Source organism: Actinoplanes sp. NPDC049265 (genome assembly GCF_043197135.1).
Lineage (GTDB): Bacteria > Actinomycetota > Actinomycetes > Mycobacteriales > Micromonosporaceae > Actinoplanes.
On the sequence record NZ_JBICSP010000024.1, the window covers coordinates 107708 to 129301 of the forward strand.

Annotated in this window: 21 protein-coding genes; 10 read left to right on the plus strand and 11 right to left on the minus strand. The window is 70.9% G+C overall.

Going from position 1 to position 21594, the window contains the following annotated elements; translation table 11 throughout:
- The first annotated feature begins 9 nt into the window (after nt 1-9).
- Nucleotides 10-1323: a cytochrome P450 gene (locus ACGFIO_RS38300; protein WP_392834634.1), complete on the plus strand. Its 1314-nt coding sequence runs from the start codon at nt 10-12 to the stop codon at nt 1321-1323.
- 82 nt (nt 1324-1405) lie between these two features.
- Nucleotides 1406-3379 carry a thioredoxin domain-containing protein gene (locus ACGFIO_RS38305; protein ID WP_392834637.1) on the plus strand — a complete coding sequence of 658 codons (1974 nt, stop codon included), beginning with the start codon at nt 1406-1408 and terminating at the stop codon, nt 3377-3379.
- 205 nt (nt 3380-3584) lie between these two features.
- Here ACGFIO_RS38305 and ACGFIO_RS38310 read toward each other — a convergent pair whose 3' ends face one another.
- Both ACGFIO_RS38310 and ACGFIO_RS38315 read right to left on the minus strand, forming a co-directional pair.
- A complete protein-coding gene (locus tag ACGFIO_RS38310; RefSeq protein ID WP_392834639.1) occupies nt 3585-4007 on the minus strand; it encodes a response regulator transcription factor in 423 nt (140 codons plus the stop codon).
- Between the two features lie 92 nt (nt 4008-4099).
- Entirely contained in the window at nt 4100-5011 is a 912-nt protein-coding gene (locus ACGFIO_RS38315) for an NAD-dependent epimerase/dehydratase family protein (RefSeq protein ID WP_392834641.1), read from the minus strand.
- A gap of 96 nt (nt 5012-5107) precedes the next feature.
- Here ACGFIO_RS38315 and ACGFIO_RS38320 point away from each other — a divergent pair, with 96 nt between their 5' ends.
- Nucleotides 5108-5704, plus strand: coding sequence for a TetR/AcrR family transcriptional regulator (locus tag ACGFIO_RS38320; RefSeq protein ID WP_392834643.1), 597 nt, complete (start codon nt 5108-5110; stop codon nt 5702-5704).
- A gap of 24 nt (nt 5705-5728) precedes the next feature.
- Here ACGFIO_RS38320 and ACGFIO_RS38325 read toward each other — a convergent pair whose 3' ends face one another.
- Nucleotides 5729-6616 carry a hypothetical protein gene (locus ACGFIO_RS38325; protein WP_392834645.1) on the minus strand — a complete coding sequence of 296 codons (888 nt, stop codon included), beginning with the start codon at nt 6614-6616 and terminating at the stop codon, nt 5729-5731.
- The gene (locus tag ACGFIO_RS38330; RefSeq protein WP_392834648.1) at nt 6613-7152 is read right to left on the minus strand and encodes an RNA polymerase sigma factor; all 540 of its coding nucleotides are present in this window, start codon (nt 7150-7152) and stop codon (nt 6613-6615) included. The genes ACGFIO_RS38325 and ACGFIO_RS38330 overlap by 4 nt, the downstream gene beginning before the upstream one ends.
- 548 nt (nt 7153-7700) lie before the next feature.
- On the opposite strand from ACGFIO_RS38330, the gene ACGFIO_RS38335 reads away from it, so the two are divergent.
- The 4 genes from ACGFIO_RS38335 to ACGFIO_RS38350 all read left to right on the plus strand — a co-directional run bounded on the left by ACGFIO_RS38335 (nt 7701) and on the right by ACGFIO_RS38350 (nt 10873).
- Nucleotides 7701-8834, plus strand: a complete 1134-nt coding sequence (locus ACGFIO_RS38335) for a 5-(carboxyamino)imidazole ribonucleotide synthase (RefSeq protein ID WP_392834650.1) — start codon at nt 7701-7703, stop codon at nt 8832-8834.
- Complete coding sequence (gene purE / locus ACGFIO_RS38340; RefSeq protein WP_392834653.1) at nt 8834-9331, plus strand: 5-(carboxyamino)imidazole ribonucleotide mutase; 498 nt, start codon at nt 8834-8836, stop codon at nt 9329-9331. Before ACGFIO_RS38335 ends, purE begins: the two co-directional genes overlap by 1 nt.
- A 214-nt stretch (nt 9332-9545) precedes the next feature.
- Complete coding sequence (locus ACGFIO_RS38345) at nt 9546-10421, plus strand: oxidoreductase (protein ID WP_392834655.1); 876 nt, start codon at nt 9546-9548, stop codon at nt 10419-10421.
- A gap of 26 nt (nt 10422-10447) precedes the next feature.
- A complete protein-coding gene (locus ACGFIO_RS38350) occupies nt 10448-10873 on the plus strand; it encodes a winged helix-turn-helix transcriptional regulator (protein ID WP_392834658.1) in 426 nt (141 codons plus the stop codon).
- Here the strand turns inward: ACGFIO_RS38350 and ACGFIO_RS38355 are convergent.
- The 6 genes from ACGFIO_RS38355 to ACGFIO_RS38380 all read right to left on the minus strand — a co-directional run bounded on the left by ACGFIO_RS38355 (nt 10870) and on the right by ACGFIO_RS38380 (nt 17761).
- Complete coding sequence (locus ACGFIO_RS38355; protein ID WP_392834660.1) at nt 10870-11526, minus strand: response regulator; 657 nt, start codon at nt 11524-11526, stop codon at nt 10870-10872. The genes ACGFIO_RS38350 and ACGFIO_RS38355 overlap by 4 nt on opposite strands.
- On the minus strand, nt 11523-12698 hold the full coding sequence (locus ACGFIO_RS38360) for a sensor histidine kinase (protein WP_392834662.1): 1176 nt from the start codon (nt 12696-12698) through the stop codon (nt 11523-11525). The genes ACGFIO_RS38355 and ACGFIO_RS38360 overlap by 4 nt, the downstream gene beginning before the upstream one ends.
- A complete protein-coding gene (locus ACGFIO_RS38365) occupies nt 12691-14949 on the minus strand; it encodes an FtsX-like permease family protein (RefSeq protein ID WP_392834664.1) in 2259 nt (752 codons plus the stop codon). Before ACGFIO_RS38365 ends, ACGFIO_RS38360 begins: the two co-directional genes overlap by 8 nt.
- Entirely contained in the window at nt 14946-15611 is a 666-nt protein-coding gene (locus tag ACGFIO_RS38370) for an ABC transporter ATP-binding protein (protein ID WP_392834666.1), read from the minus strand. Before ACGFIO_RS38370 ends, ACGFIO_RS38365 begins: the two co-directional genes overlap by 4 nt.
- A 180-nt stretch (nt 15612-15791) precedes the next feature.
- A complete protein-coding gene (locus ACGFIO_RS38375) occupies nt 15792-16922 on the minus strand; it encodes an acyl-CoA dehydrogenase family protein (RefSeq protein ID WP_392834667.1) in 1131 nt (376 codons plus the stop codon).
- 23 nt (nt 16923-16945) lie between these two features.
- Entirely contained in the window at nt 16946-17761 is an 816-nt protein-coding gene (locus ACGFIO_RS38380) for a helix-turn-helix domain-containing protein (RefSeq protein WP_392834669.1), read from the minus strand.
- Nucleotides 17762-18071: 310 nt separating this feature from the next.
- On the opposite strand from ACGFIO_RS38380, the gene ACGFIO_RS38385 reads away from it, so the two are divergent.
- The 3 genes from ACGFIO_RS38385 to ACGFIO_RS38395 all read left to right on the plus strand — a co-directional run bounded on the left by ACGFIO_RS38385 (nt 18072) and on the right by ACGFIO_RS38395 (nt 21376).
- Complete coding sequence (locus tag ACGFIO_RS38385) at nt 18072-19016, plus strand: LysR family transcriptional regulator (RefSeq protein ID WP_392834670.1); 945 nt, start codon at nt 18072-18074, stop codon at nt 19014-19016.
- A 135-nt stretch (nt 19017-19151) separates the two neighbouring features.
- Nucleotides 19152-20402 carry an FAD-dependent oxidoreductase gene (locus tag ACGFIO_RS38390; protein ID WP_392834672.1) on the plus strand — a complete coding sequence of 417 codons (1251 nt, stop codon included), beginning with the start codon at nt 19152-19154 and terminating at the stop codon, nt 20400-20402.
- A gap of 44 nt (nt 20403-20446) precedes the next feature.
- The gene (locus tag ACGFIO_RS38395) at nt 20447-21376 is read left to right on the plus strand and encodes an NADP-dependent oxidoreductase (RefSeq protein ID WP_392834674.1); all 930 of its coding nucleotides are present in this window, start codon (nt 20447-20449) and stop codon (nt 21374-21376) included.
- Between the two features lie 121 nt (nt 21377-21497).
- Here ACGFIO_RS38395 and ACGFIO_RS38400 read toward each other — a convergent pair.
- The coding region (locus tag ACGFIO_RS38400) for an acyl-CoA dehydrogenase family protein (protein WP_392827808.1) at nt 21498-21594 on the minus strand (97 nt) is incomplete at its 5' end.

Consider the following 21594-nt stretch of genomic DNA (forward strand, 5'->3'; position numbering starts at 1 on the left):
GAGCCCCCCATGGCCGTCGACCAACTCGCGCCACCGCCCGCGGTGCCCGGGATCCCGCTGCTCGGCAACGCGCTTCGGATGATGGGCGACGTCCAGGGTTTCCTGGTGGACACATATCGCAGAATGGGCCCGGTCTTCCAGGTCCGCGCTCTGAACCAGTCGTTCGTCATCATGGCCGGCGAGCGCGCCAACCGATTCCTGATCGAGCACGGCGAGGCGGTGTTCACCAGCGAGGAGAGTTTCGGCGGGCTGGATCAGCAGTTCAACATGCGGGTGCACGTGCTGCGCGGGCGCCCGCACCGGCACCTGCGCAAGCAACTGGCGTCCGGCGTGTCCCGGGACCTGCTCGCCGCGCGCTGGGACGACGTCATGGCGGTCACCGACCGCACCCTGCGGTCATGGGAGGGCGACCCCGCCCTGCCGGTGGTCGACCGGTTCCAGCGTCTCGCCGCCGATCAGCTCTCGATCGCGTTCACCGGGGCGAGCTCGGCGGCCCGGTTCGAGCAGCTGCGGTCAGCGTTCGAGCTGGTCCTGGACGCCACCATCACCGGAAAGTGGCCGCGCGCGGTGCTGCGCCGGCCGGCCCACCGGCGGGCCCGGGCCGAGATCCTGTCCTTCGCCCGGGAGTCGCTGGAGCAGCGCGCCCAACATCCGACCGGGGGACCCGCCGACCTGCTCGACCGGGCGCTCGCCGCGACGGACGAGAACGGGCAGCCGTATCCGGTGGAGGTGCGGGCGGGGATGGCGTTGCAGGGCTACTTCGCCGGCATCAACACCGTCGCCTATCTCTACAGCTTCATGCTGTACGCATTGCTGCGGCACCCCGAGGTGCTGGAGCGCGTACGCGCCGAGGCCGACGCCGGGGGACCCCTCACCTTCGAGCGGCTGCGCGACATGCCGGCGCTGCAGGGGCTGGTGCTCGAGACGTTGCGCGTCTACCCGCCGGCGCCAGGCTCCGCACGTACGGTGACAAAGGCCTTCGACTTCGAGGGTTTCCGTATCGCGCCGGGCCGCCGGGTCATCGTGGCCGCATCGGTGCCGCACATGCTGCCGGAGCACTTCCCCGCGCCTGAGCGGTTCGACATCGACCGTGATTTCGCAGCGGCGCGCAAGGCTTCGGTGTACGCGCCGTTTTCGGTGGGCGGTCACACCTGCCTCGGTGCCGGGATGACCGAGGTGCTCGCCGTCGCGACGGTGGCGACGCTGGTCAGACAGCTGACCGTCAAGCTACCGCGCCCCGGGCAGCCGCTGCGGATCACCGCGACACCGGGCCCTAACCCGGGCAAGCGCTTCAAGGTCGCGGTGGCACCCAGAGAGAAGTGATTCGTATCGATCACGTGACGGCCGATGAGTGAAGGACGTACGCGAATCGGGCGGCCGTTCCGAATGTGGAAGGCTGGTCAACGTGAACCGACTGGGTGCTGTGACCTCGCCGTATCTGCTCCAGCACGCCGAGAACCCGGTGGACTGGTGGCCGTGGTGCCCGGAAGCGTTCGAGGAGGCGCGGCGGCGAGACGTCCCGGTTCTGGTGTCGGTGGGGTATTCGAGCTGTCACTGGTGTCATGTGATGGCTCACGAGTCGTTCGAGGATGACGGCGTCGCCAAGGTGATCAATGACGGGTTCGTGGCGATCAAAGTTGATCGGGAGGAGCGGCCCGACGTCGACGCCGTTTACATGACGGCCACGCAGGCGATGACCGGGCAGGGTGGCTGGCCGATGACCGTGTTCGCCACCCCGGAAGGGGAGCCGTTCTTCTGCGGGACGTACTTCCCCAAGGCGAACTTCGTGCGGCTGCTGGAGTCGGTCGGGACGGCCTGGCGGGACCAGCGGGAGCAGGTTCTCAAACAGGGCGCGGCGGTGGTGGAGGCCATCGGGGGCGCACAGCTGGTCGGCGGGCCCACCGCGCCGATCTCGGTCGAACTGCTCGATCAGGCGGTGGAACGGCTGGTCATGGACCATGACACGGTGCGCGGCGGGTTCGGTGGGGCGCCCAAGTTTCCGCCGCACATGAACATGCTGTTCCTGCTGCGCGGCTATCAGCGGACCGGCGACGAGCGGACGCTGGAGGTGGTCCGGCACACCGCCGAGCAGATGGCTCGCGGTGGGATCTACGACCAGCTCGGCGGCGGGTTCGCGCGGTACGCGGTGGACGCCACGTGGACGGTGCCGCACTTCGAGAAGATGCTGTACGACAACGCGCTGCTGCTCCGCGCGTACACCCAGCTCTGGCGCCTGACCGACGACAAGCTGGCGCGGCGCGTCGCGGATGAGACCGCCGCCTTCCTCCTGCGTGATCTGGCCACGACCCACGGTGGGCTGGCGTCGGCGCTGGACGCGGACACCGACGGCGTCGAGGGGCTGACCTATGCGTGGACGCCGGCGCAGCTGACCGAGGCGCTGGGCGACGCCGACGGCGCCTGGGCGGCCGACCTGTTCGGGGTCACGGCCGGCGGCACGTTCGAACACGGCCAGAGTGTGCTGGTGCTGGCCCGGGACGTCGACGACGCCGACCCGGCCGTCGTCGAGAGGTGGCGGGCGGTCCGGCGGGTTCTGCTGGCCAAACGGGGCGAGCGGCCCCAGCCGGCCCGCGACGACAAGGTGGTCGCCTCCTGGAACGGCCTGGCGATCACCGCGCTGGCCGAATACGCGCAGCTCACCGGCGATCACACTGATGCCGCGGTCGCCCTGGCCGAGGTGCTCGCCGAGCGGCATGTGGTCGACGGGCGGCTGCGGCGGGCCTCCCGGGACGGTGTCGCCGGCGCGCCGGTGGGGGTGCTGGACGACTACGGCTGCGTGGCCGAGGCGTTCTGCGCGGTGCACCAGCTCACCGGCGACGGCGTGTGGCTGACCCGGGCGCGGGCGCTGCTGGACGTGGCGCTGGAGCACTTCGGCACCGGCGAGGGCGGGTTCTACGACACCGCCGACGACGCCGAACGCCTGGTCACCCGGCCCGCCGACCCGACCGACAACGCGACCCCGTCGGGGCTGTCGGCGATCTGCGCGGCGCTGGTCGCGTACGCCGCGCTCAGTGGCGAGGAGCGATACCGGGCCGCTGCCGACGCGGCCCTCGAGACGGTGGGCCCGCTGATCGGTGGTCACCCTCGGTTCGCCGGGTACGCCGCCATGGTGGCCGAGGCGGCCCTCTCCGGCCCGTACGAGATCGCCATCGCCTTGTCCGAGGATGCGGAACTGCTCGCCGCGGCGCTGAAACACGCCCCGCCCGGTGCCGTGCTCGTGGCCGGCGAACCGGATCGTCCCGGCGTCCCGCTGCTGGCCGATCGGCCGCTGCGGGGCGGTGTGACCACCGCGTACGTGTGTCGTGGATTCGTCTGCGACAGTCCCGCCACCACGGTCGAGGAACTGCTCACCCGGTTCTGACCCGGTCGCGCGCCCGTCCGCCGCCGGGCGCTCCTCCGGATCAGATACCGCCCAGCCCGTTGCCGTTCATCGCCGTACCCTCCCCACTTGAATCGATGGATTTCATTCACTCTCGCCCGGTTCGCGCGGCCGGGGCAACGAAAGAGTCGAGTCCCGGACAGGATGCTTGAATGAGCACCGGTTTTGGGGAAGTGGCGGGACTGGCCTAACGGCGGTTGCCGGCGAGCAGCGCGTCGACCCGGCTGAGGAGTTCGGCCGGGCTGAACGGCTTGGTCATGTAGTCGTCGGCGCCGACGGCCAGGCCCAGGTCGATGTCGTAGGGCATGGCCCGGGCGCTGAGGATCAGCACCGGCAGGTCGGCCATCTCGGCCTTGCGGTGCACCTGGCCGCACACGGCCAGCCCGTCCATGCCCGGCATCGACACGTCGAGGATCATCAGGTCGGGGCGTTCGCGTAGGGCCAGTTCGAGGCCGGCGTCGCCGTCCGCGGCGGTCAGCGTCCGGTAGCCGGCGGCGCGCAGCTTGAACGCGACCAGTTCCCGGATGTCCTCGTCGTCGTCGACCACGACGATGCAGGTGGCGGTGGGCGGGCGCAGCGGGGCGGGTGCGGCGGGGCTCAGGGTGGGCACGGTTGCTCCTCTCGACTGAGCCTGCCATCGGCCTCTTCCGCGCTTTTTCAAGCCGAACGTGAGTTGCGACACGGGTGCGTTGTCGGTGGGTCCTACACCTTTACTCCGACCTCGTCGCTGACGGCGGTGTCGAGGTCGGTGGCGGTCAGGCCGAAGGTGGCGGCCGTTTCGGTCGCGTCCATGACGTACGGCGCGTACCACTGGTAGTCGATCTGGGCCGTCTCGCGGGCGATGGGCACAACCAGTCCGGCCAGACGCATGACGAAGCGCGGCACCGGGATCAGTCTGGTCGGTGGCCGGCCGGCGGCGGTGTCGTAGCGGCGGACCAGCTCGCGGACGCTGACGGCGGGCGGGGACGGCACGTGCCACGGCCGGCCCCACGCGCGGTCGTCGCCGGCCAGCGTGATGAGGGCCCGCGCCATGTCGCCGTTGAAGGTGAAGCTGTGCGGCGCGTCCAGGTCGGCCGGGACCCAGGCGGTGCCGCCCTTCTTCAGCGCCGGCGCGATTATCAGGGAGTGGAAGCTGGCCGCGTTATTGCCGATGAAGTGGGAGCCGCGGACCTCGACGGTCCGGACGCCGGACGTGCGGGCCTGGTCCCACAGGCGTTTCCGCAGCCGGCCCTTGTGATCGGTGGCGGCCGGCGGGGTGTGCTCGTCCATCCGGCCGCCGGGCTGCGGGCCGTACGCGTAGAGGCTGCCGGTGAGGGCCAGGACGGCATCGGTGGCCCGGGCGGCGGCGATCATCGCTGTCTGCAGGGGTGGCAACAGGCGTTCCCAGGTCGGGTACGTGGGCGGGTTCGCGCAGTGGTAGATGACGGCGGCGCCGCGGGCCAGCTCGGTCAGCCGGGCCGGGTCGGAGGCGTCGGCGGCGACCCGCTCGATCAGCGGATGTTCCGGCCCGGAGCCGCTGCGCGTGACGATCCGTACGGTCTCACCGCGCCCGGCGAGCCGGAGGGCGACGTTCGTGCCGATCGAACCGGCGCCGACGACGACATGCTCAGACATGACCACACTCGCTAACTTAACGTTGTTAGATTCCTAACGCTGTTAAGTTAGCTCCGCCGCGCGGGACCGTCAAGGCGACGGCTAAGGTCCGGGAACATGCCGATCAGCAGACGACAGGGCCGCGAACGGGCGAGCTCCCGGGAACGGATCATCGAGGCCGCCCTGCACGTCCTCGAGACCGAGGGCGCCGCCGCGCTGACCATCCGGCGCATCGCCACCGACGTCGAATACACCGCGCCCGTCGTCTACCAGCACTTCGCCAACAAGGAGGCGCTCGTGCTGGAACTGGTCGCCTACGGCCACCGGCTGATGCTGGACGAGTTCCGGACGGCCGCCGAGGAACCGGACATCGACCGGCGCCTGCTCCGGATCGCCGCCGAGTACGTCCGGTTCGCCGGCGAGCACCCCCACCTCTTCGAGATCATGAACGGCGCCGGCGTCGACGCCCACCGGCGCCGCCAGGCCGCCGAACCGGCCGTCGACGTCCTCAAAGACCTGCTCACCACCTGGGCCGGCGCCCGCGGCGTGCGGCTGACCGACCTCGAGGAAGCGAGCGAGATCGTCTGGGGCACGGTCTACGGCATCGCCTCCCTCGGCCACCTCGACACCGTCGGCGGAGTGCGCGCCCAGCGCCTGGCCGAGCGCGCCCTCCAGGCCATCCTCACCGGCTGGCGGACCGAGCGGACAACCTGAACTTCTACTGCGTCAGGCCGCTCGTCACACCTTCGGCGCCTCGATCGTGACGGGCTCGTTGAAGTCGTAGAAGTCGGTCGTCGAGTTGCCCCACGGTGCGGTCACGCCGACCCGGCGGATCAGGTGGTCGTCGGACACCCAGAAGTCCAGCGTGGTGGTGGGATAGCCGTCCAGACCCTCCAGGTCGAACCACATCAGTTCGGACTTCGGGAGCCGCACGACGGCGGGCACCGGCTCGGCGGCCGAGGAACGCTCCTCGACCGTGATCTGGAAGTGTCGAGTGTCCACGCCGGACAGCGGCTGATGGCCCAGTTCACGCAGGGAAGGATCACCGGCCGCGGCGGCGATCATGTGGTTGGCGGCCTGGGTGAACGGGGCCGGCGTGGTGTCGCGGGGCTCCTGGTCGGGATCGCTCGGACGGCTGGCACTCTGCTTGGTGACCTTGCCGTGCTCGTCGGTTTCCCAGATGGTGTCCCCGATCCGGGTGAACTGGCTGCCCGGAGTCGTCTTGCCGTAGTCGTAGCAGGCGCTGTGGATCCGGTCGCCGCTGACCTCGGACTCGCACCAGCTCTGGCCGGGCTTCGGGTCGGGGATCCCGGACTTGACGCGTACGGAGCTGACCTCGGTGATGCGGTCCGCGGCCAGGCGCATGGTGACCGCCGCCGGCTCGGCCGGCGCGGGCGCCGCGGGAACCCGCAGCACGACCGTAGCGGCCACGATCGCCGACGCGGCCACCCCCGCGGCGGCGACGGTCCAGACCAGCCGCCGGCGGCGGGGCTTCGGGAGTTCGATCACGTTCGTCGTCATGGCTCTCTCCAGGAGACGCTGGTAACGGTCCGATCCCGGCGCCGGTGGCGCGAACCGGAGAGCCACGTCCTGCCGCGCCAGGCGGTCCAGTTCGTCATCGTTCATGGCCTTGTGCTCCTCTCCGGGTGGGATTCATCGATCACCTGTCCCGCGGCGTCGCGATCTCGCCGCCTGAGTTCGCGCCGAAATTTTTCCTTGGCCTTGTGCAGCCGCGACGACACGAGCGCCGGCCGGACGCCGAGCATGGTCGCCATACCGGCCACGTCGAGACCGTCCCAGAAACGCAGGAGCAGCAGGTCACGGTCCGTTTCGGCCAGGGCGGCGAGGGCCTGCCAGACGGCCGGGTCGCCGCCCTCGTGTTCGGCCGGCGGCGGCTCGTGCACGGCGGCCATACGATCGCGCAGCCGGTCGCGCCGGTTGGCGCCACGGCGATGGTTGGCCAGCACGTTGCGCGCGACGCCGAAAATCCACATCCGGTCGCCGCCGTCACTGGGAATGTCGGCACGGCGGCGCCAGGCCACCGCGAACGTCTCGTTCGCGACGTCGTCGGCCTCGGCGGCCGAGCGGGTACGCCGGACCGCGAAATACCAGACGGCCTCGAACTGCGCTGCGAAGAAATCGCGGAACGCTTCCTCGGTCATGTCACCTCCGGACAGGGTCGGCCGTCTCACACCTGTCCGGTCACGAGCCGATCTCGCCGGTCCGGCCGGAGCGAAGATCGGCCGGCCGTGCCCGTCGTCGATGCCAACGTCCGGATCGTGCCGCTGGGCGTCAACCGCGGGTTGGTCTGTACGAAACTGTTTCGTTTCGCTCAGGCTGGGCGGTGGGGTCGCGCGGCAGGGTGGTGCGTGGGCCGCCGTCCTGTACGAAACTGTTTTGTTTCGTAGGGGGAGGCAATTGTCGGGCGTCCGGTGCGGGCCGATGGGTTCGGGCGGGGCCCGGCCTGAACGAAACTGTTTCGTTTCGCAAAGGCGCCTGCGGCGGGAGAGGCGCCTGCGGCGGGAGAGACGGCCTGCGGCGGGAGAGACGGCCTGCGGCGGGAGAGACGGCCTGCGGCGGGAGAGACGGCCTGCGGCGGGAGAGACGGCCTTGCGGCGGCAGCGGGGGCGAGGTGTTGCGGTTGGGGGCTTTGTTCGGCGTACCCCTTGAGGAATTTGATCTTCGGGGGGCTCGGTAGGCTGGTCGGGTCATGGATGGTCGAACTGGGTTGCCCGTTGTGGGCATGGTTGGTGGCGGGCAGCTGGCGCGCATGACGCATCAGGCTGCCGTGGCGCTGGGGCAGTCGCTGCGCGTGTTGGCAGAGTCGGCGGATGACAGTGCGGCTCTGGTGGCTGCGGATGTGCGACTGGGGTCGCATCTCGATCTCGCGGCGTTGCGGGAGTTCGCGGACGGGTGTGACGCGGTCACGTTCGATCATGAGCATGTGCCGGGGGAGTTGATCCGGGCGCTGGAGAAAGACGGGTTCAAGGTTTACCCGCCGGCCGACGCTCTGATTTTCGCGCAGGACAAGCGGCGGATGAGGGAGCGGCTGGGGGCGCTGGGGGCGCCGATGCCGGGATGGCGACCGTCCCCTTCTGACATTTCAGAAATGTCGGAAGAGTATGGGTGGCCGGTGGTGGCCAAGGCCGCTCGCGGGGGGTACGACGGGCGCGGCGTCTGGATGCTCTCCAGCATGGCCGACGTCGCCGCGCTGGATGGTAAGGACATCATTCTCGAACAGCGCGTCCCGCTGCGCCGGGAGCTTGCCGCCCTGGTCGCGCGGTCGCCGTTCGGGCAGGTCGCGGCCTATCCGGTGGTCGAGACAGTGCAGCGCGACGGCATCTGTGTCGAGGTGATCGCCCCGGCCCCAGGACTGCCCGAGGAGCGCGCGCTCGAGGCGCAGCAGCTGGCCATCGACCTGGCCACCGCGCTCGGCGTCGTCGGGCTGCTCGCGGTGGAACTGTTCGAGACCGACGAGGGGCTGGTCGTCAACGAGCTCGCGATGCGGCCGCACAACTCCGGCCACTGGACCATCGAGGGCGCCCGCACCTCGCAGTTCGAGCAGCACCTGCGGGCCGTCCTGGACTATCCGATGGGCGAGACGACGCTGACCGCCCCGGTTGTCGTGATGGCCAACGTGCTCGGCGGGCCGGCGGGCGGCATCTCGATCGACGAGCGGCTGCACCATCTGTTCGCCGAGGATCCGGGGGCGCGGGTGCACCTCTATGGCAAGCAGGTCCGGCCTGGGCGCAAGATCGGCCATGTGACAGTGCTGGGTGACGATCTTTCTTCGGTACGCGCGCGCGCCGCCCGGGCCGCCCGCTGGTTGCAGGAGGGCGAGTGATGGCTCCCGTCGTCGGCATCATCATGGGCAGCGACTCGGACTGGTCCACGATGGAGGCGGCCGCGCTGGCGCTGGCCGAGTTCGAGATCCCGTTCGAGGTCGGCGTCGTGTCGGCCCACCGCACGGTACGCAAAATGGTCGACTACGCGACCTCGGCGGCCGACCGCGGGCTGAAGGTCATCATCACGGGAGCGGGCGGCGCGGCCCACCTGCCGGGCATGGTCGCGTCGATGACCCCGCTGCCGGTGATCGGCGTCCCGGTGCCGCTGAAATACCTCGACGGCATGGACTCGCTGCTGTCGATCGTCCAGATGCCGGCCGGCGTGCCGGTGGCGACGGTGTCGATCGGCGGCGCGCGCAACGCGGGCCTGCTGGCCGCCCGCATTCTCGGCGCCGCCGACCCGGTGATCCGCAAGCGGATGGCCGACTTCCAGACCGGTCTCGAGCAGATGGTCGCCGAGAAGGACGCCGCGCTGCGCGCCAAGCTGATGGCCTGACGGCTCCCGCCGCCAGGCCGGCAACCGTCAGTACCAGCCGAGCAGGTGCGCGTGCTGGCCGTCGGCGTTGCGGAAGGCGACGTGCCGGCCGTTCGGGAAGAAGGCGAGGTGACCCTCGACCTTCTTTAACGGGGTGGTGCCGACCTTCCCGGAGACTTACAAACCTTCAGGTGCGTACTTCCCGATGGAGAGTTACCGGCACAGAGTGGAGCGCATGTCTTCTCTCTCCCTTCCCGGCGGCACCTGGCGGCTGGGCGACTCGACTGTCACCCGCTTCGGTTACGGCGCCATGCAACTGGCCGGCCCCTGGGTGATGGGCCCGCCCGCCGACCACGACGGGGCGCTGGCCGTCCTGCGCGAGGCGGTTGGGCTCGGCATCACCCACATCGACACCAGTGATGCGTACGGGCCCCGAGTGACCAACGAGCTGATCCGGGAGGCTCTGCACCCGTACCCGGAATCGCTGGTGATCGCCACCAAGGTCGGGGCGTTCCGCGACGCGCAGGGCGGCTGGCCGACCGCCCGGACCCCCGAGGACCTGCGCAAACAGATTCACGCCAACCTGGAAACCCTCGGGGTCGAACGCCTGGACCTGGTGCACATGCGCATGGGCGACGCCCAGGGACCCCGGCCCGGTTCGCTCGCCGAAGCCTTCGGAACGTTGGTCGAGCTGCACAAGGACGGCCTGATCGGCCGGCTGGGCGTCAGCAACGTCACCGCCGAGCAGGTCGCCGAGGCGCAGTCCATCGCGCCGATCGTCAGCGTGCAGAACATGTACAACCTGGCCCACCGCCACGACGACGCGCTGATCGACCGGCTCGCCGCCGAGAACATCGCCTACGTGCCGTTCTTCCCGCTCGGCGGCTTCTCGCCGCTGCAGTCCGAGGCGCTCACGGCGGTGGCGGCCCGGCGGCACAGCACCCCGATGGCCGTCGCGCTGGCCTGGCTGCTGCGGCGCTCGCCCAACATCCTGCTGATCCCCGGCACCTCGAAGACCGCGCACCTGCGCGAGAACGTGGCCGGCGCCGGTCTCGCCCTCGCGGCCGGGGACGTCGCCGAGCTGGATCGGATCGCCGGCACTGGCGTCTGAGGTGATAGCGAGTCACTATCGCCGTCATGGTGACGACGACGGCGGCTCAGCAGCGGGCCGAGGCCAAGGCTCAGTACAACGCCTTCCTCGCGGTGTGCCCGAGTCACAAGATGCTGGAGCGGATCTCCGGCAAATGGGTCATGCTCATTCTGTCGGCGCTGGGCAGCGGGCCCGACTGCACCGGAGATCCGCGGCCGATGCGCTACTCCGAGCTGTCCCGGGTGCTGGCCGGGGTCAGCCAGAAGATGCTCACCCAGACGTTGCGCAACCTGGAACGCGACGGGCTGATCAGCCGCACCGTCACCCCGACGGTGCCGGTTACGGTCTCCTACGAACTGACCGACCTGGGGCTTTCCCTGCACCGGATGATGCGCGGGCTGAAGATCTGGGCCCAGGACCACGTCGACGAGGTCACCGCCCATCAGGCCGAGTACGACGAAACGAACGGCTAACGGCCGGGCTGGACCAGCCCGGCCTCGTAGGCGAAGACCACGGCCTGCACCCGGTCCCGCAGGCCGAGCTTGTTCAGGATCCGGCCGACGTGCGTCTTCACCGTCGCCTCGGCCACCTGCAACCGCGCGCTGATCTCGAGGTTGGACAGGCCCCGGGCGACCAGCAGCAGAACCTCCCGTTCCCGGTCGGTCAGGTCCGCCGGCGGCGTGGCGACGGCGGCGTTCGCGGTGAGCCGGCCGGCGAAACGGTCCAGCAAACGCCGGGTCACCCGGGGCGCCACCACCGCGTCGCCGCCGGCCACCACCCGGATCGCGGTCAGCAGCTCGTCCGGCGGCACGCTCTTGAGCAGGAATCCGCTGGCCCCGGCCTGCAGCGCCGCGAACGCCTCGGCGTCGGTGTCGAAGGTGGTCAGGACCAGGACCCGCGGGGACGGGCCGGCGGCGCAGATCCGCCGGGTGGCGGCCACCCCGTCGAGCACCGGCATCCGCAGGTCCATCACGACTACGTCGGCGGGGGTGGCGCGGAGCAGGCGCAGGGCCTCGGCGCCGTCGCCGGCCTCGCCGACCACCGTCATGTCGTCCTGGTAGTCCAGGACCATCCGGAACCCGGCCCGGACCAGATGCTGGTCGTCGACCAGGACGACGCGGATCACGCCGGCACCGCGCGGGCGCCGGCCAGCGGGATGCCGGCGTGCACCCGCCAGCCGCCGGCCGGGCCGGGTCCGGCCTCGAACGTCCCGCCGTACAGGGCGATGCGTTCGCGCATGCCGGCCAGGCCGTGCCCACCGGACCAGGTGGGCCCGCTGCCGGTGCCGGTGTCGGTCACCTCGATGTCGATGACCGCCGGCCGGTAGCTGATGGTCACCTGGGCGACCGGGTCGGTACCGGCGTGCTTCAGGGCGTTGGTCAGGGACTCCTGCACGATCCGGCAGACCGCCAGGGCCACCCCGGCCGGCACCTCGGGCGGTGGACCGTGCACGGTCAGCTCAGCCATCAGCCCGGCGTCGCGGGCCCGCTGGACCACGGCCTCGACCTGGTCGAGGGCGGCCGGGAGGCGGCTGGAGGCGCTGTCGCCGTCGCCGCGGAGCAGGTCGACCAGCTGCCGGATCTCGTCCAGGGCGTTCACACCGGTCGTACCGATGGTCCGGAGGGCGTCCCGGGCCCGCTGCTGGTCGCGGTCGAAGGCGTACGCGGCGCCGTTGGCCTGCAAGATGATCACCGACAGGGAGTGCGCGACGATGTCGTGCAGCTCGCGGGCGATCCGGGTGCGCTCCTCGGCCACGGCGATCTGGGCCACCTGCTGCCGTTCACGTTCAGCGCTGTGCCGGCGCTCGCCGGCGCTGATCCGAAGCTGGCCGATGTACCGCTCGGTGAGGGCGGCCGCCCAGACCAGGCCGCCGTACCCGAGCAGGGCCACCAGGCCGGGGGTGAACGATCCGAGGGAGATCCTCGACCACGACTCGGTGCCGTAGTTGTTCTGCAGCGGCATGATCAGCGTGGAGACCAGCCAGGCGGCCAGCCCACCGGCGATCGCGCGGCGCAGCGTCGCCGCGTGCGCGATGACGGCGTGCATCGCGACCGCCAGCGTCAGCAGCAGCATGCCGTCGTGCAGCTTGGTCTCGTTGACCTCGATCGTCGCGGTCACGAGGGTCAAGGCCGAGACGGCGGCGAGTACGCCGGACGGATACCGCCGCCGCCACAACAGCACCACCCCGGCCAGTACGCCGAACAGCAGCCCGCCGAGCCGGAACTGGTGCCACCACCACGTCGACAGGACGGCCACGGCACCGGACACCAGCAGGTCGGCGGGCGAGATCCTATTCACTGCGCAGCTCCTGGATCTGCTGAAAACGGAACAATAGCGGGAGCCCGGCGGCCGTGACCCCCATGATCATCACAGCGACGGCGGCGGTGACCGCGGCGATGGCCGGCCAGTCGAGCTCGACCGGCGCGCGGGTGGCCGCCAGCAGGGCCGCCGACAGGCTGCTTCCGACCACGACGGCCAGCAGCAGCCCGATCGAGGCCGGCACCGCGACCTGGTAGAGCACGGACGCCGACAGGGTGCGGCGGCGGGTGCCGAAGGCGGCCAGCACGGCCAGCAGCCGCCGGCGTTCGCGCAGCTGCTCGACCACGTTGACCAGCATGCTGGCCCCGATGAAGAGCAGCAGGAGAACGGCGCAGGCCTGGGTCACCTGACGGGCGCCGGCGAACTGGTCGCCGATCCGGTCGTCGCCGAACACCTGCAGCGGCGCGGCCGGGGCGAGCGCGGTCATCGTGTTGCGGACCCGCTCGACGGCATCCGGTCGCCCGGCCGTCAAACGCAGCAGGTACGCGTCGACGAACAGGCCGCGCAGGTCGGGCCGGACCCGGAGCGCGCCCGGTGTGGCCAGGTACGACACCGGGAAGCCGTCGCCCGGATACAGCGACACGGTCGGCAGATCGCCGGGTACGACCCAGCGCGCGAGGGGCGCCGCGTCGTCGGTGCCGAACAGAGGAGCGGTGCTGCCCGGCCGCAGCGCGGTGCCCTGCCAGCCCTGCTGCACGGCGGCGAAACTGGCCCCGTCGGAGCAGGACGGCAGCTTCGCGTACTGCCGCAGCACGGCACAGTCACCGACCCGTACCGTCACGCCGGCCTTGTCGTTCGAGTCCGCCCGCAGGTAGCCGTAACCGGCGGTGCGCATCGCCTCGACTCCCGGCGTACCCGTCAGAGCCTTGTCCCAGCCGGTCCCGTCGGCGCCGTTGGTGTAGACGACGGCCTGGAACTGGTCGGCCGGTGGCTGACTGCCACTGGACGCGGCGATGGACGCGCCGAGCAGCCCCTGGACGGCGATGATGCCGGCCACCGACACGGCGATGCCGGACACCGAGCGGACGGCGGCGTCGCTGTCCAGCTGCTGCCGCCGGATGCCGAGCAGCCAGCCCACGCCGCCCCGGCCGAGGTGGCGGACCACGACCTGCACGAGCCACGGCAGCAGCACGACCACCCCGGTCAGCAGCAGGATCGCGCCCGCCGCGAGCTGAGCCCGGGTGCCGTCGCCGACCGGGCCGGACAGCCCGCCGAGCAGCGGATAGAGCAGCACCAGGCCCAGGCCCGGCGGGATGATCCGCCACCACAGCCGCCGGCGCCGGCCGCCGCTCTGCCGGACCACACCCAGGGGCTCGATGACGACCCGGCGCAGCGCGGCCAGCGCGACCAGGACAGCGCCGGCCGGCACGACCAGCAGGATCGCGGCGAGCAGGGCCGGGACCGGACGCAGATCGGCGGCGTACGGGCTGAAGTCATGCGGCAGCAGACCGCCGACCGCCCCGCGCAGGCCGGCGAAGACGGCACCGCCGACGGCCAGCCCGAGGAGCGCGCCGACCAGGGCGTCACCGGCGGCGATCCGACGCGTCATCCGGCCGTCGGCGCCGACCAGGCGGATCGCGGCGAGCTGCCGTTCCCGGCTCGCGCTGCCGAACCGCACGGCCGTGGTCACGAAGACCAGCACCGGCAGCAGCATGATGGCCGCCCCGATGACGACCAGCACCACGATCATCGGGTCGGTCTCGGACGGGCCGCCGCCGCCGATCGAGGCGATCCGTTGCGCGCCGTCGTCGATGCTGAGCGTGTTGGAGCCGGCGTAGAAGTACACCTCGTCCGGCCCGGACAACCCCTGCGGCGCGATCGTGCCGGCCACCCGGGCCGACCAGCGCTCGGCCAGGACCGCGCCGCCCGGGCCGTCGATGAGGCGGCTCAGCGCCGGGGAGACGAACAGCTCGCCGGCTCGGGGAACCCGGGGGAGTCCGGGCGGTACGGGCGGGCGGTCACCGTCCGGGCGCAGGATCTTTCCGCGTACGGGCTCGTCGCCGAAACGGGTCTCGACCGCGAGGGACAGCAGCGTGTTCGGTGCCGCCCGGTCCACCGAGGGCCCCGACACGCGGTCGTTGCGGCGCTGTTCCCGGGCCGAGACGGCGGTCGGGGCGGCCGCCAGGAGCAGCAGCATGCCCACGCCCAGACCGACCCCGGCGGCGATCAGGAGCAGACGCAGCTTTCCGCCGGCCACGCTCAGCCGTACGCCGATGGCCAGGTCGTTCATCGGGCCACCCCGTCGCGGCAGGTGACCTTGCGGTCGGCGTACGCCGCGATCTGCTCCTCGTGGGTGACCAGCACCACCGCCGTGCCTCGTTCCCGGACCGCGGCGACCAGCATCCGCATCACCTGCTCACCGTTGCGCGTGTCGAGCGCACCGGTCGGCTCGTCGGCGAAGATCACCCGAGGCCCGGTGACCAGCGCCCGCGCCACCGCGACCCGCTGACCCTGCCCGCCCGAGGCCTGACCGGGCCGTTTGCCGGCCACCTCGGTCACCTCGAGCCGGTCGAGCAGGTCACCGGCCCGCCGCTCGGCCTTCCTCCGCCGTACGCCGGCCAGCCGTAGTGGCAGCGCGACGTTCTCCAGGCAGGTCAGCTCGGGGACGAGCTGCCCGAACTGGAACACGAACCCGAACGCGCCCCGCCGCAACGCGCTGCGCTCCCGGTCCTTCAGCCCGCCCAGATCCCGCCCGTCGAAGCTCACCCGCCCCGAGTCCGGGTCGAGGATCCCGGACAGGCAGTGCAGCAGCGTCGACTTGCCCGAGCCCGACGGCCCGGTCAACGCGAGCACCTCGCCCGGGTAGACCTGCAGCGACGCGCCGTTGAGGGCCTGGGTGGCGCCGAACGACTTGCTCACGCCGTCGGCGACGAGCAGGGGTGGAGAGGACACGGGCGACTCCCGGCGAGGTGGACGATCGAGGACATCCACGACGCTAGGGAGCGGCTGGGGCGCCGGCGTCCACCCAGATGATGAACCGTCGCGTACGACCTGAGTCGTACGCCGGCCGCCAGGACCGGTCGCAGATTCGCCGCCGGGGCGCTTCAACCGGGACTGAATTCGAGACAGGTCCTAGAGTGCCAGCGACACGAGCGGCTGCACGTCGAACGCCAGCCGGCCGTGGTCCTCGGCCAGGATGTACGGCGAGAAGAACGGATGCCGGGTTCCGACGGCGACGTCCCGCCAGAACCGCTGCAGCGGGTTGTCGTCCGCGAACCCGCTCGCTCCGTGCAGATCGAGCAGCAACTCCATCGCCTCACGGCACTCCCGGGCGGCCGTCGACAACTCGACGCGCAGCTCGATCCGCTCGGCCACCGGCAGCCCCTCGCCCGCCGGCCGATCGTCGAGCACCCCGGCCACCCGGACCGCACGCCGCATCGCCTCATCGGTACGCCGCTTCGCCTCGGTGAACCAGTAACGCCCGAGCGGAGAGTCAGCGATCCGGGCGTACGTCGTCATGTAGGGCGCCCGGCCGCCGGCGATCGCGGCGGCGACCAGGTCCTGGGCCCCGCGGGTGGCCCCGATCATCGGGGCGAGCGCGGCCAGGCCGCCGGTGAAGAACAGTTCCGGCGCGATCGCCCGGCCCGCGTCCGGGAAACTCACGAACCTCTCCGGCACGAAGACGTCCTCGGCCACCACGGTGTGGCTGCTCGTACCGGCCAGGCCGGCCGCCTTCCAGGTCCGCTCCACCGCCAGGTCGGCCAGCGGCACCAGGACCATCGCCGGCGCCGGCGTCCCGTTGTCCGGAAGCGGCGCCCCGACGATGGCGAAGGACGCCAGCTCGGAACCGGACGCCATCGCCCACCGCCCAGAGATCCGCAGGCCGCCGGGCACCCGAACCCCGCTGCTGCCCCGGGCGACCACGGCCGAGGCGCAGACCACCGCGTCCGGGTCGGCCAGAATCGCGTCCTGGGCCGCATCCGCCGTCAGCAGCCGGGTCACGCCTTTGTTCGAGGCGTTCAGGCCGGTGACCCAGGCGGTGGACGGGCAGCCGCGGCCGAGCTCGGCGAGCGTCTCCACGAGCGTACGCAGATCAGCCTCCTGACCGCCGGCCGCGCGCGGCACCGCGAGCGCGAACAGTCCGGCCTCCCGCACCGCCGCCACGCTGTCCGGCGCCGGCGTCAACTCGGCTTCGGTCCGCGCCGCGTTCGCCAGCAGCGTCGGCACCGTCTTGCGGGCAGCGTTCAGCAACTCTTCGTTCATGGCAGTGGATTCGTCCTTCGTGTTTACGAACGGGTGGCGGCCAGGCGCTCGGCGTCGATCGAGCCGGGCTCGGCCGTGTACACGACCGCACGGAGGTCGCCCTCGTGGATCGTCATGATGTCGCAGTCCAGCGTGATCTCCCCGACCACCGGATGGCGCGTGGTGAGCCGATGCGGCCGGTCGTCGTACTCGACCCGCGACTCCCACATGGCGGCGAACGGTTCGCTCACCGCCCGCAGGTCGGCGACCAGATCGGTCAACCAGTCGTCGCCCGGATAACGCAGGGCGGTGGCTCGCAGATCGGCGACGATCGCGTGCTGAAACCGCAGTTCGGCCGCGGACCCGGCCCGGGCCCATCCCTCCGCGCCGGTGAAGGCACGCCAGGCCAGGTTCCGCTGCCGGCCGTCGGCCAGCATCGAGACGGAGCACATCGCCTCGCAGGCCGCGTTCCAGGCCAGCAGCGTCCAGGCGGCGTCCAGGACACAGATCGGCACGTCGCCGAGCCGGTCGAGCAGGTGCCGTGGGCCCGGGCCGACCTCGTGCGGCACCCGGCCGGCCCGGGACGGCACGTGTCCGGCCAGCGAGCAGAGATACTCGTACTCGGTGCTGGACAGGCGCAGGGCCCGGGCCAGCGCGTACAGCACCTGGGCGGACGGGCGCCCCTGCCCCTGTTCGAGACGCTTGACATACTCGGCGGAGACTCCCGCCGCGGCGGCCAGCTCGTCCCGTCGCATCCCGGGCGTACGCCGGCGCGTGGGCGAGCCGGCCTCGCCCGGCGGCGCGGTCGCCCGCTCACGCCAGCGCCGGAGCGCCCCTCCGAGATCGTTTCCGGGGATCACCCAAGAATGATCACCTACCGCCGCCGCTCCAGCCTGGCCCGGAAACTACCAGCCTGCCCCGACGGGAGGGCGGTCGCCGGCCGCGGCCAGGTAGGCGGGTCACGTGCTCCCGATCTCTTCTCGGCGCTATCGCCTCGGTCGCCTTCAAGACTCCATCCATGATCACAAATGATGGTCGCCGTACTAGGCTTAGCCCGGCCGGGTGCATCTCGCTGTTGGTGTGCTGGGCCGAAGTTCGGATTGAGGGGGAGTTTCACCCGGTGTCCATTGGCCGGCTTTCGCCTTCACGCTGCCCCGTTGCCGAGTAGTGATGCTTGTCGACATCTCGACGCGTTTGGTGCGTTATGCCGTCGCTTTGGCTGAGGAGGGACACTTCGGCCGGGCCGCTCGGTCGCTTGGGGTCAGCCAGCCGGCCCTGTCGCGAGGAATCGCTCAGCTCGAGAGCCAAGTGGCCGCCGTCTTGTTCCACCGGGATCGCGTCCGGGTGGTGCCGACCGCCGCCGGCGCCGATTTTCTGCGCTTCGCGCGTCGTGGAATCGAAGAACTTGACAACGCCGTACGCGCGGCGCGCAACTCGGGCCGCGGTGAGACGGGCAGTCTTCGAATTGGGGTCATAGCCTCGGCATTGCTGGAATTGCTGCCTCGAGTGCTGCCTCGTTTCACGGCCGATTTTCCGGCGATACACGTACGTCTCGAGCAGATGCCGACGTCGGAAGGAACCGAGGCGGTGGCTCAAGGCGACATCGACGTCGCTATCGGACGTGGCATGCCACCTGGGGATCACGCCGCCGCTCTGCTGTCGGCTCCGGTGGAGCGCAACCACATGATCGCCGTTGTGCATCGCGGGCATCCGTTGGCGGGGCAGAAACAGGTCACCGCCCAGCAGATCACCGCCTGGCCGCTGATCCTGTCGCCGACGGCTGACGAACCCCGGACCGGCGCGGCTATTCGTGACCTTCTGGCCACGCGCCCACCCGACGACGAACCGATCGAGGGCCGGGGAGTGCACTCCATCATCACCCTCGCGGCTTCCGGCCTGGGGGTCGGGTTGGGCCCGAATTCGTTGCGGTCATTGGGCCACGGTGACGTGTGGATGGCTGATCTGATCCCGGCGATACCGCTGCCGGACCTGGTCGTCGTCATCCAGCCGCCGCTGCGCAATCCAGCGCTCCGTTCCTTCCTCAAGGTGCTGGCGTCAGTAGTCCCGGCATATGCGCGCGGGATCGAGGACATGGCCGAGCGGGCCGGACGATAACCGAAGCGCATGACGATTCGCCGGTTCCCGTATCGACCGAGAAGCGGCCCTCAGGCGGTGTTTAGCTGACGCAGCTCTACCGGCCGACCCCCGAGGACGATCATGGCAGCGAAGAACTGGCCCGGCCCGTACGACGTGGTCGTCGCCGGCGGCGGTGCGGCTGGCATCGCCGCCGCGGCCGCCGCCGCCGCGGCCGGCGCGAGTGTGCTGCTCGTCGAGCGGACGCCCGCTCTCGGTGGTGCCGCGACTCAGCGCAACGTCGCCGGCTATTGCGGGCTGTTCACCTGCCGCCCCGATCCGGTGCAGGCGGTCGGCGGCATCGCATCCCAGGTGCTGCGCCGGTTGCGCGAGCGCGCCGGTGTGAGCAACCGGGAGATCACCACCGAGCACGATCTGGCGGTCGTCTATGTCGATCCCGAGGCGGTGAAGGTCACCCTGGACGAGATCGTGCGGGAGGCAGGCGTGGACGTGCTCCTCGGTGCCATGGTCAGCGCGGCGCACCGCGATCGCGACGAACTCGCGACTGTGACCATCCTCGACTTCGGCGGCCGCATGAGCGACGTGACGGCGGGAGCCTATGTCGACGCGACCGGGGACGCGAATCTCGCCGCCCTGTCCGGCGCCGCGGTGACCGGTGGCAATGGCGGCCGAACCCAGACCGCGACCCTGGGGGTACGGTACGGCGGGATCTCTCCGGACGCCGACGTGTCGCCAGCGACTGTTCAGGCCGCGGTGGAGGCGGCACGCCGTGACTGCCCGACACTGCGACTCACCTCCAGCGTGGGATATCTCTTCCGGCTTCCCACTTCTGGAGACCTGGTCACCTATCTGGCCGACGAGGATGTCGACGCGCTGGACCCGATTGCCTACGCGACCGCGACCGTTGACGCGCGGGCGCAGGCGTGGAGCTATCTGGAGGTGATCCGGAGCCTTCCAGGGGCCGATGGCGCTTTCATCGCGTCGACCGGCCCCGAACTCGGGATCCGCGAGTCGCGGCACCTCGTCACCGTCCAGCCGCTGAAGGACGACTGGCTGACCGGGGGCATCGTCCCGGCGGATTCGGTCGCTCTCGCGGCTTGGCCGGCCGAGCACCACGGCGGGAGGGGCCTTGCCTCCGACTGGACGCGGATCGGCGGCGAGGGAGCCTACGGTGTCGTCCTCGACCAGCTGCGCAGCGCCGACACCAGGAACCTTTTCGGCGCCGGCCGGGTGATGGGCGGCGGCATGCGTGCCGGCGCGTCGGTGCGTGTCATGGGCACGTGTTTCGCGACCGGCCAGGCCGCCGGGGTGGCCGCTGCCCGCTGGGCGGCCGCCGGGGAGCGAGGGCTGCTCGACGCGGCGCGCACCGAACTCGGCCGTCAAGAGGCGATTCTCGCCCTTCCCTGATCAACGCAATCCCTATCTCAACCATCTCCAGAAGGGCGACTCCCGTGCGAGCCGTAACGATCTCAGACTTCGGATCACCCGACGAAATCACGTTCACCGAGCGTCCCGAGCCCCAGGCGGGGGAGGGCGAGGTCGTCGTACGGGTTGAGGCCGCCACCGTCAATCCGGTGGACGGTGCACTGATCGCCGGCCACCTGTCGGCGCTGCTGCCCAAGGGTTCCTCCGCTCCGTACACGCCCGGGTGGGATCTTGCGGGTCGGGTCGAGAGCGTTGGCCACAACGTCGGGCCGGATCTGGTCGGCGCACGTGTGCTTGGCTTCTCGCAGTGGTTCCACGCGGCGAACGGCACCCAGGCCGAACTCGTCCGTCTGGCCCGCTCCTCCGTGGTTCAGGTCAAGGACCAGATCGAGGCGACCGAACTGACGACTTTTGGGCTGAACGGTCTCACTGCCGTGTGGGCGCTTGAACGCGCGCCCGTCCAGATGGGGCAGGTGCTGCTGGTCACCGGTGGCACCGGTGCGATCGGTGGGTTCACCGTACAGATCGCGGCCAGTCGTGGCGTGGAGGTGGTCACGGTCGGCCGGTCCGGTGACGTGGATCGCCTGCGCCGACTCGGTGCCAGGCACGTCATCGACCGCGACGCCGACGTCGCCGGCGAGATCCGCAAGATCTATCCGCACGGGGTTGACGGTCTGGTGGCGGCCGGTCCGGCCGACCAGCGGGCGTTGGCTGCCGTACGCGACGGGGGTGTTGCCACGACGATGGCCGGCGAGCTCGAACGCGAGCGGTCGATCGAGTTGCGCCCCACCTGGGTCGAGCCTGACCAGGCAATCCTCGAAGCCGTCGTCGATCTCGTGCAGGACGGGGTCCTGACGGCCCGGCTCGGAGAAGTCTTTCCCGCGAACCGGGCGGCTGACGCGTACCGTGCGCTCCTCACCCGAGACGACCACCGGCGCATCGTGCTGGCGTTCTGAAGCAAGTGCCAGCGCCGTCCGGTCCACGCCCCACAGGCCGCCATCATCGAGAGGAGTGCGCTCTTTCAGCGAGAGCTGCCACGTTGGTTGGCGAACGTGGCTGCTTGGCTGGGATCTACGGCTAGTCCTTGAGGAGTTGGCGGGCCATGACGATGCGTTGGACCTGGTTGGTGCCTTCGTAGATTTGGGTGATTTTGGCGTCGCGCATCATGCGTTCG

What these genes read in the sequence shown, in the direction of transcription:
- ACGFIO_RS38325 (WP_392834645.1), bottom strand. Translation starts at nt 6,616, where the DNA reads ATGAACGATGACGAACTGGACCGCCTGGCGCGGCAGGACGTGGCTCTC.
- ACGFIO_RS38300 (WP_392834634.1), top strand. Translation starts at nt 10, where the DNA reads ATGGCCGTCGACCAACTCGCGCCACCGCCCGCGGTGCCCGGGATCCCG.
- ACGFIO_RS38335 (WP_392834650.1), top strand. Translation starts at nt 7,701, where the DNA reads ATGGATGGTCGAACTGGGTTGCCCGTTGTGGGCATGGTTGGTGGCGGG.
- ACGFIO_RS38365 (WP_392834664.1), bottom strand. Translation starts at nt 14,949, where the DNA reads ATGAACGACCTGGCCATCGGCGTACGGCTGAGCGTGGCCGGCGGAAAG.
- ACGFIO_RS38350 (WP_392834658.1), top strand. Translation starts at nt 10,448, where the DNA reads ATGGTGACGACGACGGCGGCTCAGCAGCGGGCCGAGGCCAAGGCTCAG.
- purE (WP_392834653.1), top strand. Translation starts at nt 8,834, where the DNA reads ATGGCTCCCGTCGTCGGCATCATCATGGGCAGCGACTCGGACTGGTCC.
- ACGFIO_RS38345 (WP_392834655.1), top strand. Translation starts at nt 9,546, where the DNA reads ATGTCTTCTCTCTCCCTTCCCGGCGGCACCTGGCGGCTGGGCGACTCG.
- ACGFIO_RS38375 (WP_392834667.1), bottom strand. Translation starts at nt 16,922, where the DNA reads ATGAACGAAGAGTTGCTGAACGCTGCCCGCAAGACGGTGCCGACGCTG.
- ACGFIO_RS38385 (WP_392834670.1), top strand. Translation starts at nt 18,072, where the DNA reads ATGCTTGTCGACATCTCGACGCGTTTGGTGCGTTATGCCGTCGCTTTG.
- ACGFIO_RS38320 (WP_392834643.1), top strand. Translation starts at nt 5,108, where the DNA reads ATGCCGATCAGCAGACGACAGGGCCGCGAACGGGCGAGCTCCCGGGAA.
- ACGFIO_RS38315 (WP_392834641.1), bottom strand. Translation starts at nt 5,011, where the DNA reads ATGTCTGAGCATGTCGTCGTCGGCGCCGGTTCGATCGGCACGAACGTC.
- ACGFIO_RS38330 (WP_392834648.1), bottom strand. Translation starts at nt 7,152, where the DNA reads ATGACCGAGGAAGCGTTCCGCGATTTCTTCGCAGCGCAGTTCGAGGCC.